This window comes from Alteromonas sp., assembly GCF_984505615.1.
On record NZ_CFHOXV010000029.1, the window covers coordinates 22,773 to 36,923 of the forward strand.

Here is a 14,151-nt window from a genome sequence, read left to right on the forward strand (position 1 = left end):
AGGGACATAGCAGTTTATGACTGATAACGCTAAAGAAATTCTCCCCATAAATATCGAGGAAGAGCTTAAAAACTCCTACCTTGATTATGCGATGAGCGTTATTGTCGGGCGCGCATTGCCTGACGTAAGGGACGGCCTCAAGCCGGTTCACCGCCGCGTACTCTTCGCGATGAACGAACTCAAAAACGACTTCAATAAACCGTATAAGAAATCCGCCCGTGTGGTGGGTGATGTTATCGGTAAATATCACCCTCATGGTGACAGTGCGGTATACGACACCATCGTACGTATGGCACAGCCATTCTCTTTACGTTACATGCTGGTAGACGGGCAGGGTAACTTCGGTTCTGTAGACGGCGACTCTGCCGCGGCCATGCGTTATACCGAAGTACGTATGGCTAAAATTGCCCATGAGTTACTGGCGGATCTTGATAAAGAAACCGTGGATTTTGTACCTAACTATGACGGTACAGAGCAAATTCCTGAGGTTTTACCTACCAAGGTGCCGAACCTGCTGGTGAACGGCTCTTCCGGTATTGCCGTTGGTATGGCAACAAACATTCCGCCCCACAACCTCACTGAAGTGGTTAACGGCTGTATCGCAATGATAGAGAATCCTGCCGTTACCATTGAAGAGCTGATGCAGTATATTCCGGGTCCGGATTTCCCTACTGCGGCGATGATCAGTGGACGTAAGGGTATTGATGATGCTTACCGTACCGGTCGTGGCAAAATCTATCTGCGTGCCAAGGCGGAAATCGAAACTGACAGTAATGGTAAAGAAACCATTATTGTTAACGAGATCCCTTATCAGGTAAACAAAGCCCGCCTGATTGAAAAGATCGCTGAACTGGTAAAAGAAAAACGTATCGAAGGTATTTCTGCCCTGCGTGATGAGTCTGACAAAGACGGTATGCGCATTGTTGTTGAAGTAAAACGCAACGAGTCGGCGGAAGTACTGCTTAACCACCTGTATGCCAATACCCAGCTACAAACAGTATTCGGTATTAATATGGTGGCACTGGATAACGGTCAGCCTAAAGTATTTAACCTCAAGGAAATGCTAGAGGCGTTTATCCTTCACCGTCGTGAAGTGGTTACCCGCCGTACGGTATACGAACTGCGTAAAGCGCGGGACCGTGCCCATATCCTTGAAGGTCTTGCCATTGCACTGACCAACATCGATCCTATCATTGAGCTTATTAAAGCGTCGCCGAGTCCTTCTGAAGCTAAGAAGGCTTTGGTTGCTCAGGGCTGGAACCTGGGTGATGTTGCTGACATGCTTGAGCGTGCCGGTGATGATGCTGCCCGTCCGGACTGGCTGACGCCGGAATTTGGTATCCGTGACGGCAAGTACTACCTTACAGAACAACAGGCACAGGCCATCCTTGATCTGCGTCTTCATAAACTGACAGGTCTTGAGCACGAAAAGATCCTTGATGAGTACAAAGAGCTACTGGCCATCATCGCTGAGTTGCTGCACATTCTGCGTAGCCCTGAGCGTCTGATGGAAGTGATTCGCGAAGAGCTCGAAAAAGTTCGTGATGAATTTGGTGATGAACGTCGCACAGAGATCACGGCTGCAAGTCATGACATTGATATTGAAGATTTGATTGAGCAGGAAGACGTTGTTGTGACGCTGTCCCGCGAAGGCTATGTGAAATATCAGAAACTGACTGAATATGAAGCACAGCGCCGTGGTGGTAAAGGTAAGTCAGCGACGAAGATGAAAGATGAAGATTTCATTGAGCGTCTGCTGGTTGCGAATACCCATGACCACATCCTGTGTTTCTCTACCCGTGGCCGTCTGTACTGGTTGAAGGTTTATCAGTTACCATTTGCCAGCCGGAATGCCCGTGGTAAGCCGATTGTGAATATTCTGCCGCTGGAAAATGACGAGCGGATCACTGCCATTCTGCCTATCAAAGAATTTGAAGAAGGCAAGTTTGTACTCATGGCGACAGCCAACGGTACGGTGAAAAAGACTGATTTGAGTCTGTACTCCAGACCACGCTCCAGTGGTATTATTGCCGTCAACCTTAATGAAGGCGATGAACTGATTGGCGTATCAATCACCCACGGTGATGACGACATCATGCTGTTCTCTGACGAAGGTAAAGTGGTTCGTTTTAACGAAAAACTGCGCGACTCAGAAACAGGTGAAGTGAAACGTGATCCGGAAACCGGTGAAGAGTTGCAGGCTCTGCGTCCTATGGGCAGAACAGCAACGGGTGTTCGCGGTATTAAACTGCAGGAAGGTCAGCGAGTTGTATCTCTGATTGTTCCCCGTGGTGACGGCGCCATCCTTACTGCGACTGAAAATGGTTATGGTAAACGTACGCCGCTTGAAGATTACCCGGCTAAGAGTCGTGCGACTCAGGGCGTGGTGTCTATCAAAGTATCAGAACGTAACGGTAAAGTTGTCGGCGCTGTACAGGTTGATGAAACCGACGAAATCATGCTTATCAGCAACATGGGCACACTGGTACGTACCCGTGTCGGTGAAGTGTCTACGGTTGGCCGTAACACCCAGGGTGTACGTCTTATCAGAACTGCTGATGATGAGAAAGTAGTAGGTCTTCAACGTATCGAAGAAGTGATCGACGAAGAACTTGAACTGGAAGAAGGCGGGGAAAACACCGCTGAAGAAGCATCTGCTAACAATGATGCCGCTGTCTCAGACAGCGATAAGCCAACGACAGAAGAATAAGCCGGCGCGCTGTTAACTGCAGCGCGTTTTAACTCTTATTCAACAAGCGGCTTTTGCCGCTTGTTGTGTTTACAGGTGTTGAAATAATCTATGAGTAATGTATTTAACTTCAGTGCAGGACCTGCAATGTTACCTGCAGAGGTCATGCAGCAGGCACAGGCGGAATTTCTGAACTGGCGTGATTCAGGCTGCTCTGTCATGGAAGTCAGCCATCGTGGCAAAGATTTTATTGAAGTTGCCGCTACAGCAGAGCAGGACCTGCGCGACTTACTGGCCGTACCGGACAATTATAAAGTGCTTTTTGCCCATGGTGGTGGCCGCGGACAGTTTGCCTCTGTGCCGCTGAACATCTCTCAAACCGGTGACACATCTTTGCACATGGTTACCGGCTCCTGGTCGAAAGGGGCCGTTGCTGAGGCATCTAAATACAATAATGCCAAAGTGATTGGTGAAACCATCGAGATTGACGGACTGAAATCAGTCGCAAGAGTCAATGCCGGCGATGTTGACCAGAATGCGGCTTACCTGCATTTTTGCCCTAATGAAACCGTTGATGGTATTGCTTTTGACTGGTTACCAGAGGCTGGTAAGGTACCGCTGGTATCTGATATGTCTTCTTGTATTTTGTCGCAACCACTGGATGTGGCTGCACACGGTATTATTTATGCCGGCGCACAAAAAAATATCGGTCCTTCCGGTTTATCGGTATTAATTGTTCGTGACGACCTTATCGGTAAAGCGCGTAAAGAAACCCCTTCCATTTTCGATTTTGAGTTAATGGCTAATCACGATTCAATGTATAACACACCGCCCACTTTCTCATGGTATCTGGCGGGTCTCGTGTTCAAATGGCTTAAGAACAATGGTGGCCTGAGCGCCATGCAAAAACGCAACGATGAGAAAGCGGCGTTACTTTACAGTGCTATTGATAACAGTGATTTCTACTCAAACCCGGTGCATCCTGACAACCGTTCTAAAATGAATGTGCCTTTCCATCTGGCAGATGACGGGTTGAATCAGGCATTTTTAGAACAGGCTGAAGCTGCCGGACTGAAAGCGTTGAAAGGGCACCGCTCTGTGGGCGGAATGCGCGCCAGTATCTACAACGCAATGCCGGTTGAAGGTGTTGTGGCACTGGTTGAATTTATGCAGCAATTTGAAAAGCAAAACGGGTGAGTCAGTGGAGCAGTTAACATTACAACCAATTTCCCGTGTAGACGGAGAAGTCAACGTACCGGGATCTAAGAGTTTATCTAACCGTGCTCTGTTACTTGCAGCGCTGGCAAAAGGTGAGACAACACTGACCAATTTGCTGGACAGTGATGATATCCGCCACATGCTGGTAGCCTTGGAAAAGCTGGGTGTGACCTACACATTGAGTGAAGATAAAACTGAATGTACGGTTACCGGTATTGGCGGAAAATTCAACGTTGCCGGTGAAACCGAATTATTTCTTGGCAATGCAGGAACTGCAATGCGCCCGTTATGTGCTGTCCTTGCTGCCAGTGATGTGCTGATTACACTGACCGGCGAACCGCGTATGGAAGAGCGTCCAATCGGCGATCTGGTTGATGCATTGCTGGAAGCCGGTGCTGATGTCACATATCTTAAAAATGCCGGTTATCCGCCGCTTAAAATTGCCGGTAAACCCTTGTCGGCCAAAGAAGTTAGCGTGGATGGCAGTGTATCCAGTCAGTTCCTGACCGCAATTTTAATGGCTGCACCGTTATTTGCTTCTGATACGCTGATAAAAATTAAGGGTGAGCTGGTTTCTAAACCCTACATCGATATTACGCTGGATACCATGGCCAAATTCGGTATTGTCGTCACCAACAATGATTACGCCAGCTTCGAGGTTAGGGGAAATCAAACTTACACTTCTCCGGGTCGTTTCATGGTTGAAGGTGATGCGTCTTCGGCCTCTTACTTCCTGGCTGCTGCTGCAATTAAAGGCGGCACGGTGAAGGTTACCGGCATCGGTAGTAAAAGTATTCAGGGTGACGTACGTTTTGCTGATGTACTTGAAGCGATGGGTGCGAAAGTTGAATGGGCGGATGAGTCAGTGACCGTTACCGGTGCACCGTTAAAAGGTGTGGATATGGATATGAATCATATTCCTGATGCGGCCATGACTATTGCTACCACAGCGCTGTTTGCTGAAGGGCCGACGTCTATCCGGAATATCTACAACTGGCGGGTTAAAGAAACAGATCGCCTGCATGCAATGGCTACCGAGTTACGCAAATTGGGCGCCGAAGTGGACGAAGGACACGATTACATCACCGTGCAACCTTTGAAATCACTGAAGCATGCTGAAATCGATACGTATAATGATCACCGTGTGGCAATGTGCTTCTCCCTTGTCGCACTTAGCGATACACCGGTCACTATTAACGATCCGCGCTGTACAGCCAAAACCTTCCCGGACTACTTCACCCGTTTCGCGACAATCTGTCACTAATTTGTCGCTAACTGTCAGGAAAATGACAGCTTTCTAAGTTAAAACAATGCTGCCTGTTCTTACAGGCAGCATTGCTTATCATGCCAAGGTGCGTATAATTGCGCGCGATTTAATAACCTTTTAACAAGTGGAGCAGGTATGCAACTGATCCCCGTCGTCACGGTTGACGGACCAAGTGGAGCTGGTAAAGGAACCCTGAGCAGTTTACTTGCAAAAGAACTTCAATGGCATTTTCTGGATAGTGGCGCAATATACCGCGTTCTGGCTGTTGCAGCATTACACCACGATTTACCCGTGGATGATGAAGCTTCTGTTGTGCCGCTGGCAACCGGTCTGGATGTCAGCTTTGAAACAAACGGCGAAGCTAACCGCATTATTCTGGAAGGCGAAGATGTGACTGATGACATCCGCACTGAACAGGTAGGCGCTGTAGCATCACAGGTAGCCGCGTTACCCAGGGTTCGTGAAGCATTATTGCGTCGCCAGCGTGCCTTTCAGCAGGCGCCCGGTCTGGTTGCTGACGGCCGCGACATGGGCACGGTGGTGTTTCCTGATGCGGTTGTAAAACTGTTTTTAACAGCCAGCGCTGAAGCCAGAGCTGAACGGCGATATGCCCAGTTGAAAGAGAAGGGCATGGATGTTAATATTGCGCGCCTTTTAACCGATATCAAAGCACGTGATGAACGTGATACGCAGCGGGCAGTTGCCCCTCTGGTACCGGCTGAAGATGCGGTAGTAATAGATTCTACTCACCTGGATATTACGCAGGTGTTTGAAAAAGCGATGGAAGTTGTGAGATCGAAGGTTCGCTGATTTAAGCGCAGCCTCTTTTTTTCGTTCCATTATTTTGATATGTCGACACAGGACGTGACGACTTTTGTTAGCAACCCCACGTTAGCCGGACTGTAATGTGGATGTCAACTTTTAAAATTTACTGAACTTATGACTGAAAATTTTGCACAACTTTTTGAAGAAAGCTTACAAGAACTGGAAACACGCCCTGGTTCAATTGTAAAAGGTACCGTTGTTTCTATCGACAAAGACATCGTTCTTGTTGATGCAGGCTTGAAATCAGAAAGTGCTATCCCAGCTGATCAATTCAAAAATGCTGAAGGCGAATTAGAAATCGCTGTTGGCGACTCTGTAGACGTAGCACTTGACGCTGTTGAAGATGGTTTCGGTGAAACTATCCTGTCACGTGAAAAAGCTAAGCGCCACGAAGCATGGGTTGAGCTGGAAAAAGCTTACGAAGATAAAGTCACTATCAAAGGCGTTATCAACGGTAAAGTTAAAGGCGGTTTCACTGTTGAAGTTAACAGTGTACGCGCGTTCCTGCCAGGTTCTCTGGTTGACGTACGTCCAGTACGCGACACTACTCACCTGGAAGGCAAAGAGCTTGAGTTTAAAGTAATCAAGCTGGATGCTAAGCGTAACAACGTTGTTGTTTCACGTCGTGCGGTTATCGAAGCAGAAAGCAGTGCAGAACGTGAAACTCTGCTGGCTAACCTGGAAGAAGGTCACGAAATCAAGGGTATCGTTAAGAACCTGACTGATTACGGTGCGTTCGTTGATCTGGGTGGCGTAGACGGTCTTCTGCACATCACTGATATGGCCTGGAAGCGCGTTAAGCACCCAAGCGAAATCGTTAATGTTGGTGACGAAATCAACGTTAAAGTTCTGAAGTTCGACAAAGACAAGCAGCGTGTTTCTCTGGGCATGAAGCAAATGGGCAACGATCCATGGCATGACATTTCCCAGCGTTACCCTGAAGGTACTAAGATCTCTGGTCAGGTAACTAACCTGACAGACTACGGTTGCTTCGTTGAAATCGAAGACGGCGTTGAAGGTCTGGTACACGTTTCTGAAATGGACTGGACTAACAAGAACATCCACCCATCTAAAGTTGTTAGCTTAGGTGACACTGTTGAAGTTATGGTTCTGGAAATCGACGAAGAACGTCGTCGTATTTCTCTGGGTCTGAAGCAGTGCATAGCTAATCCTTGGGAAGAGTTCGCCAAGTCACACGAAAAAGGCGACAAAGTATCCGGTAAGATCAAGTCAATCACTGACTTCGGTATCTTCATCGGCCTTGACGGTGGCATCGACGGTCTGGTTCACCTGTCTGACATCAGCTGGAACAAAACTGGCGAAGACGCAGTTCGTGACTACAAAAAAGGTGACGAAATCTCTGCCGTTGTTCTGCAAGTCGACCCGGAGCGTGAGCGTATCTCTCTTGGCGTTAAGCAAATCGAAGAAGATCCTTTCAACAAGTATCTGACAGATAACAAGAAAGGTGCTATCGTTAACGGTACAGTTACTGCTGTTGACGCAAAAGGCGTTACTGTTAACCTGGCTGAAGAAGTTGAAGGCTACATCCGCGTTGCTGACTTGTCACGTGACCGCGTAGAAGACGCTTCTGAAGTTGTTAACGTTGGCGAAAGCATCGAAGCGAAATTTATGGGCGTAGACCGTAAGAATCGCACTGTTAACCTGTCTGTTAAAGCGAAAGATCAGGCTGACGAAAAAGAAGCTATCGACAAAGTTAACCAGCAGGAAGACGCTGGCTTCGCTAACGCGATGGCAGAAGCATTTAAAGCTGCTAAAGGCGAATAATGCAAATACGGGTGTGCTAAACCCACACCCGTTCCGTAGTAGCTGTAAAATAACGTTTTTACGAGAGAGGTTTTAAATGACCAAGTCGGAACTAATTGAACGGCTCGCGGATCAGGCGCGGCATATCCCGGCAAAAGATCTTGAGCTGGCGATAAAAGAAATCCTGGAACAGATGGCGCAAACCCTTCAAAAGGGTGAACGTATTGAAATCCGGGGCTTTGGTAGCTTTTCTCTTCACTACCGTGCACCACGTGTCGGGCGTAATCCCAAGACTGGTGATACTGTGAAGCTGGACGGTAAATACGTCCCTCACTTTAAGCCCGGTAAAGAATTACGGGAAAGGGTAGACAGCGCCGTAAACTAATTTTAAAAAAAGCCGCATCAGCGGCTTTTTTTCTGCCCGAATTTACTGCTTTTTCACCGTCAAATTTATACCCCGTAGACCATAATTTCTAAGAAGTCTAATCACTGAGATTAATTCTTGACCATCTTTACATATCCTATATATTAGTGAAGCGCTAACTAATACTATGTGCTGAGATCATGTCAGCCTCGACAGAACAACAAATAATAAAACAATATCAACCATTGATACGGGCTTTGATCCCTTACGAGCAGGATAACCGCTTGCTTGAAGGGTTAAACAAGTTCACGGGCAGGGTGCCCGGCAATGTCAGGAAGATCATCAAGGACGAAGTCATGAGGCTTACGTGCATCACTGATGCGCCCGCTGATAACTCCGCCTTCGCAGAATTCCCTGTTTTCAAATTTTCTCATTTCGGTGTTGAAATGCGTCTGGATAAAGTTGGCGCACGGATTCTGCAAACTGAATCCCAGCTTTATCAGGACAGATATACTGTTGGTGTATTTGAAACCATCACGAATTCTGATTTCTACCAGGCCCATTTAAAGAAAGAAAACTATAAAAAGATTGTTGATGCATTTACGGTAGAAACCCAGTCTCTTGACGATATTCATTTTGGTAATGATTTAGCTATCGCACCCAATTTCCCTGTATCGTCTCTGGAGTTCGAAAAGGGCAAAACCTGTACTATTTCTTCTTTGGGTTATAAGTCAATGTCGCTGGAAAGTAAGCGGCCCCCAAAAGTCTCAGCAAAAGAAGTGTTTAATTTTCAGTTTCCGGAAGTGCCCGGGCTGCCTAAAGGCATGGCAATCAAATACGTTGTCAGCGGCATCAAATTTAATAAGCAAACTGAAAAATACGAAACACAATTCAGGCTCCATCCTTCTACTGATCCCCGTTTAGCGAAAATCCTGCAGAAATACATCGATATGGCATCTTTCCAGCAGCCTTTACAGCGGGAACTGGAAAGTGAAAGAGCCATGCAGGATCTTGAACGGGACAGGGTTCTTGACAACAGTCCCTGGGTACCTTTGTTTATTCAAAAGGTTGATAACGGCGTTAAGCCGCTGTCAGCCTTGTTTACCGCTGTGAATGAATCAAATTCAGGCGGTATTGCCAATATCCGTCAGTTGACCAGCATGAAGCTGTTTCCGCGTATATTAAAAGAATTGTTTAAATACAAAGAAACCTTTGTTGTTTCAGGCGTTATTGAAACGAAAAAGGGCGAGTTCAGAATTCTGGCCACGTTAAGAGAGCTTGAATCAGCCGGGTTACTGGCACCGGTCATTCACTTGCTCAATAAAAACGAAAGTTTGTGTTGTCTGCAATGCCGCTTGTCAGAAGTCGCCCGCGATGACAGGCAAAAGGCTTATGCCATTCACGACCTCATCCAGACTGATTACGAAGAACTCGACGGCATCTCTCATATTCTTTTTTGCAAGAATGTGTCCGCCTCACTGCATGGTCTTGCCGTAACGGAAAGACGTCCGATGCCGGCGATTCCTGAAGAATTACTTGAAGATACTGCCCAATACCCCTTCAGTCTGGTATTTGATGAAGACATGAACCGCAGAAGCGAAGCTCGGTATATTATCGACAAAGAAGGGGCGGTAAAAAGTGGCTTGCTGAGTTCAAGTCCCGTGCTGGTGAAAGATATTTCTTCCAGGGGGATGCGTATAGTTTTGTCTGAGCCTTTCAGTAAGCCGGAAAAAGAAATTAAAGTTTCTGTCCCCGAGCTGAAGATTAAAAATCAAAAATATGACATTGTGGGATATTCTGCTGCGACCAGAGAGGTAAGACTGCGGTTGCCTTCAAAACGGGATGCGATTGCAGCGGGCATTTTGCAATTTGTGCATAAAAATTATGCCTGGTTCAAAAACAAAGACACCAATCTTTTACACCGTAATACTCACCGGTTCTTGTGGGAACTGGCGGTGCGGCATCATCCTTCAGCGAGTATTTTGTGTATTACTAACCGTTATTTACTTAACCGGTTAAAGACGGTTTATCAGACCCCGGCCAGCGATGATCTCTACCCGTTTTCATCCATTGAAAATGTGGTCCCGATGCATGGATTCTTTGCCGACAAAGATGCGCAAAAACCGAAGTCGAAATTGCTGGTTGATATGTTTCATGGTGCTGTTACCGGTGTATCGGTTGTCCATTGTGTACGTAAGTCAGACAACAAACTTGTTTACCTTCCGGAAACGGATTTCTTATACGGAACAATGCGTAAGCATGTGCATAACCATATTCAGGAAGATAAAGTTGAGTTATGCGTAACCAAAATTGATGTTGTCCGTTGTCAGTCAGAGTCATCACCAATGACGAAAAAGCGTCTGGCACAACTATCGCGCATTGATAAACCCATGTATGACCGTTTTAATGTCATGCAATCTTCGTATTCTCATGTGTTATATCTCACCAGTGAGTCTGTCCTGCAACAGGCGGTGCTGAGAGCCCGGCTCAGGCCGGTAAAACCACAAACAGCAAAGGCCAGCCAGGCCGAATCAGCCTGATAAGGCTTTTTTGCTGATTCTGATGTCATGTTTTCGCACAATTTGCTATCCTCTCAGAGAGTTAAAGAACAAAGGTCTTTGTGTTGAAAGGAATAGTTACCTTACTTGTTATTGTGTTTCTCCTCGTACTGGCATTTGCTATCGGGTCGCAGAATGATGCATCAGTGACAGTAAATTACCTGATTGCACAGGCAGAAATACGCATGTCTACGTTGATTGCTGTTACGCTCTGTATCGGTATTATCATCGGATTGCTCATCATGTTGTTGAGCTGGTTAAGTCTGCGCGTACAGCTGGTTGCAACCCGCAGTCGTTTACGCAAAGCCATCAAAGAATAATTTATGCTCGAACTGTTGTTTCTACTTTTGCCTGTGGCAGCCGGGTACGGCTGGATAATGGGCCGTAACAGTGTGCGTCAGGCACAACGGAAACAATCGAGTATTCTGTCCAGGCACTATTACCGCGGCCTTAACTTCCTGTTAAGCGATCAACCTGATAAAGCCGTTGATACACTGATTAAGATGATTAATCTGAACAGTGATACGGTTGAAACCCATATTGCCATGGGGAATTTCTTTCGCCACCGGGGAGAAATTGACCGCGCTATCAAGATCCACCAGAACCTGGTTTCCAGAGAAGAAATTCAATCTAACCAGCAGGAAAACGCCTTAAAAGAACTCGGGCGCGATTATATGCAGGCAGGGTTTCTGGAGCGGGCTGAAGGTGCCTATTTGCAATTGATGAACAGTGACAGGCATTATCTCGTTGCCCAGCAACAGTTGTTCAGCATCTATCAAACCACGAAAGAGTGGGAACGGGCCATCGAACTGGCTGAAAAGATGGTTGAATGTCATGGTGACAGTGATGATGTTAGCGAGCGTCTGGCTCATTTTTACTGTGAACAGGCCCAACTGGAGCAGGATAACGGACAGCAGGGTGAAGCACTTATTCTGTTGCAAAAAGCGGTTAATGCCGATGAGCATGCTGTCCGCCCGTGGTTAATGCTTGGCCATATTGCTTTTGACCAGAAGCGATTCGGTGATGCGAAAGCGTATTTTGTACAGGTGGCAGAGCACGACCTCAACTGGTTCAGTGAAGCGGTCCCCGCACTTGAAGCAATTGCACAGGAAACCGGAGACTGGGACGGCTTTGAAGAAGCGTTGTCTTCTCACTGGCAGGAGTGCGCCACATCGTATCTCGCTATGGTAGATATAAAAATTCATCAGGGAAAAACTACGGAAGCTGCCGATTACCTGCTCGATCAGTTGCGCAAACGCCCGACCATGAAAGGCTTTAAGACGCTCATGGGCTTGTACATTGACCAGCTTAACGATGAAGCATCTGCAAACAGTCTGCGGTTACTGAAAGGACTTGTTGAAGAGCAAATGAAGCAGCGTCCGAAATACCGTTGTACCAGTTGCGGGTTTTCCGGAAGAAAACTGTACTGGCTATGTCCATCCTGTAAAAAATGGAATGTTGTTAAACCCATTAAAGGCTTAGACGGAGAATAAATTCCTCATGCAAGATCCTAAAGTCATTGTTGCCCTGGATTATGATAACAAAGACACCGCTCTGGCGTTTGTTTCGCAGTTAGACCCTGCAATATGCCGCCTGAAAGTCGGAAAAGAAATGTTCACCCTGTTCGGGCCTGAGTTTGTTAAAACACTGGTTAATATGGGGTTTGATATTTTTCTCGACCTCAAGTTTCACGATATACCCAATACCGTAGCGAAAGCCTGTAAAGCGGCTGCTGAGCTGGGTGTGTGGATGGTGAACGTTCATGCTTCCGGCGGCGCAGAAATGATGAAGGCAGCGAAACTGGCTATTGAGTCCAGTTCACATCCCGAAACAAAGCTGATTGCCGTCACCGTGCTGACCAGTATGGACGAAGCTCAGTTACAACGGGTTGTTCCCGGTGTGACGCCGGCACAACAGGTAGAGAAGCTGGCTGCACTAACTTTTGAAGCTGGTCTGGACGGTGTTGTATGTTCAGCGCAGGAAGCGGTATTGCTTCGTAAAACTATGAAGGCGCCATTCTTGCTGGTAACGCCTGGTATTCGTCCGGCAGGCAGTGACGTTGGAGATCAGAAGCGTGTGATGACACCGGTTGATGCGATGAACGCCGGTGTCAGTTATCTGGTAATGGGGCGCCCTATTACGCAGGCTGCTGATCCGCTCAGCGTCCTCAAAGAAGTGAATGCCTCTCTGTGAGGTAAGTTATACAAAAAAGCCCCGTACTGTATGAACAGAACGGGGCTTTTTATTATCTTTACTGATTACTTCAGTGCTTCTTCAGCCGGTGTATACGTCAGACCCAGTTTTTCACCAAGTGCATCGACTACCGCTTTATACGTTACTTTTCCTTCGTGAACGTTAAGACCGTTCAGCAGGTGTTTGTCATCAAGCATAGCCTGTTTCGGGCCTTTATTAGCCAGCGCCAGACCAAATGGTAATGTTGCATTGTTCAGTGCCATGGTAGAGGTGCGTGCAACACCGCCCGGCATATTGGCAACACAGTAGTGAACCACGTCATCAATAATATAAACAGGATCCTGGTGTGTTGTCGCTTTTGAAGTAGCAAAACAACCGCCCTGGTCAATAGCCACATCCACCACAACTGAACCCGGCTTCATCGCTTTAATATGGTCTTCGTTCAACAATTTCGGCGCTGCCGCACCGGGAATAAGGACCGCACCGACAACCAGATCGGCTTTTGATGAATATTGTTCAATGGCATCTACCGTTGAGAATACTGTTTTAACCTGACCGTTGAAGATATCATCAATCTGACGGAGGCGTGGCAGAGAGCGATCCAGAATGGTTACATCAGCACCCATACCAACAGCCATTTTAGCCGCGTTGATACCTACAACACCGCCACCAATTACCAGTACTTTACCCGGTGCCACACCCGGTACACCACCAAGCAGAGTGCCGCTGCCGCCGTGGGCTTTTTCAAGGTAGTGTGCGCCGGCCTGAACTGACATGCGTCCGGCAACTTCGCTCATCGGTGCCAGCAGAGGTAAGCCACCACGGTCGTCTGTTACCGTTTCATAAGCAATACAAGTGGCGCCTGATGCGATAAGTAATTCAGTCTGAACAGGGTCCGGAGCAAGGTGCAGATACGTGTACAGTGTCTGACCTTTTCTCAGCATTTTGCATTCATTGGGCTGAGGCTCTTTTACTTTAACAATCATGTCCGCTTCAGCAAAAATCTGCTCAGCCGTCTGTGAGATGCGGGCACCTGCAGACACATACATGTCATCAGTGAAGCCAATGGCAGTCCCTGCATGAGTTTCCACAACCACATCGTGACCATGGGTAACAAATTCTTTAACTGCTGCAGGCGTCAGACCAACGCGGTATTCATGGTTTTTAATCTCTTTTGGTACACCAACTAACATAGAACCCTCAATAATTGTTGTTTTTTGTTTGTTTCAGATGGCGGCAGTATACGTGAGAAAAAAACGAAGTATGTGCTGAA

The 14,151-nt window shown here is 47.1% G+C and carries 11 protein-coding genes; 10 read left to right on the forward strand and 1 reads right to left on the reverse strand.

Annotated features, from left to right (window positions below; translation table 11 throughout):
* Positions 1 to 16: 16 nt before the first annotated feature.
* The 10 genes from gyrA to pyrF all read left to right on the forward strand — a co-directional run bounded on the left by gyrA (position 17) and on the right by pyrF (position 12,878).
* Entirely contained in the window at positions 17 to 2,710 is a 2,694-nt protein-coding gene (gene gyrA / locus AC4PME_RS14670; protein WP_491045451.1) for a DNA topoisomerase (ATP-hydrolyzing) subunit A, read from the forward strand.
* 90 nt (positions 2,711 to 2,800) lie between these two features.
* Positions 2,801 to 3,886, forward strand: coding sequence for a 3-phosphoserine/phosphohydroxythreonine transaminase (serC, locus tag AC4PME_RS14675; protein ID WP_474844244.1), 1,086 nt, complete (start codon positions 2,801 to 2,803; stop codon positions 3,884 to 3,886).
* A 4-nt stretch (positions 3,887 to 3,890) separates the two neighbouring features.
* Complete coding sequence (gene aroA, locus AC4PME_RS14680; protein WP_491045458.1) at positions 3,891 to 5,171, forward strand: 3-phosphoshikimate 1-carboxyvinyltransferase; 1,281 nt, start codon at positions 3,891 to 3,893, stop codon at positions 5,169 to 5,171.
* Between the two features lie 138 nt (positions 5,172 to 5,309).
* Entirely contained in the window at positions 5,310 to 5,984 is a 675-nt protein-coding gene (cmk, locus tag AC4PME_RS14685) for a (d)CMP kinase (RefSeq protein WP_119501431.1), read from the forward strand.
* 129 nt (positions 5,985 to 6,113) lie between these two features.
* Complete coding sequence (gene rpsA / locus AC4PME_RS14690) at positions 6,114 to 7,784, forward strand: 30S ribosomal protein S1 (protein ID WP_119501430.1); 1,671 nt, start codon at positions 6,114 to 6,116, stop codon at positions 7,782 to 7,784.
* A gap of 76 nt (positions 7,785 to 7,860) precedes the next feature.
* Positions 7,861 to 8,148 (forward strand): integration host factor subunit beta, encoded by a 288-nt coding sequence (ihfB, locus tag AC4PME_RS14695; protein ID WP_119501429.1) that lies wholly within the window; start codon positions 7,861 to 7,863, stop codon positions 8,146 to 8,148.
* A 179-nt stretch (positions 8,149 to 8,327) separates the two neighbouring features.
* Positions 8,328 to 10,667 (forward strand): PilZ domain-containing protein, encoded by a 2,340-nt coding sequence (locus AC4PME_RS14700; protein ID WP_491045452.1) that lies wholly within the window; start codon positions 8,328 to 8,330, stop codon positions 10,665 to 10,667.
* Between the two features lie 80 nt (positions 10,668 to 10,747).
* Positions 10,748 to 11,005 (forward strand): lipopolysaccharide assembly protein LapA domain-containing protein, encoded by a 258-nt coding sequence (locus tag AC4PME_RS14705; RefSeq protein WP_232373348.1) that lies wholly within the window; start codon positions 10,748 to 10,750, stop codon positions 11,003 to 11,005.
* A 3-nt stretch (positions 11,006 to 11,008) separates the two neighbouring features.
* The gene (lapB, locus tag AC4PME_RS14710; RefSeq protein WP_119501426.1) at positions 11,009 to 12,178 is read left to right on the forward strand and encodes a lipopolysaccharide assembly protein LapB; all 1,170 of its coding nucleotides are present in this window, start codon (positions 11,009 to 11,011) and stop codon (positions 12,176 to 12,178) included.
* Between the two features lie 7 nt (positions 12,179 to 12,185).
* Complete coding sequence (gene pyrF / locus AC4PME_RS14715) at positions 12,186 to 12,878, forward strand: orotidine-5'-phosphate decarboxylase (RefSeq protein ID WP_119501425.1); 693 nt, start codon at positions 12,186 to 12,188, stop codon at positions 12,876 to 12,878.
* 65 nt (positions 12,879 to 12,943) lie between these two features.
* Here pyrF and ald read toward each other — a convergent pair whose 3' ends face one another.
* Positions 12,944 to 14,071 (reverse strand): alanine dehydrogenase, encoded by a 1,128-nt coding sequence (gene ald, locus AC4PME_RS14720; protein WP_119501424.1) that lies wholly within the window; start codon positions 14,069 to 14,071, stop codon positions 12,944 to 12,946.
* Positions 14,072 to 14,151: the final 80 nt, after the last annotated feature.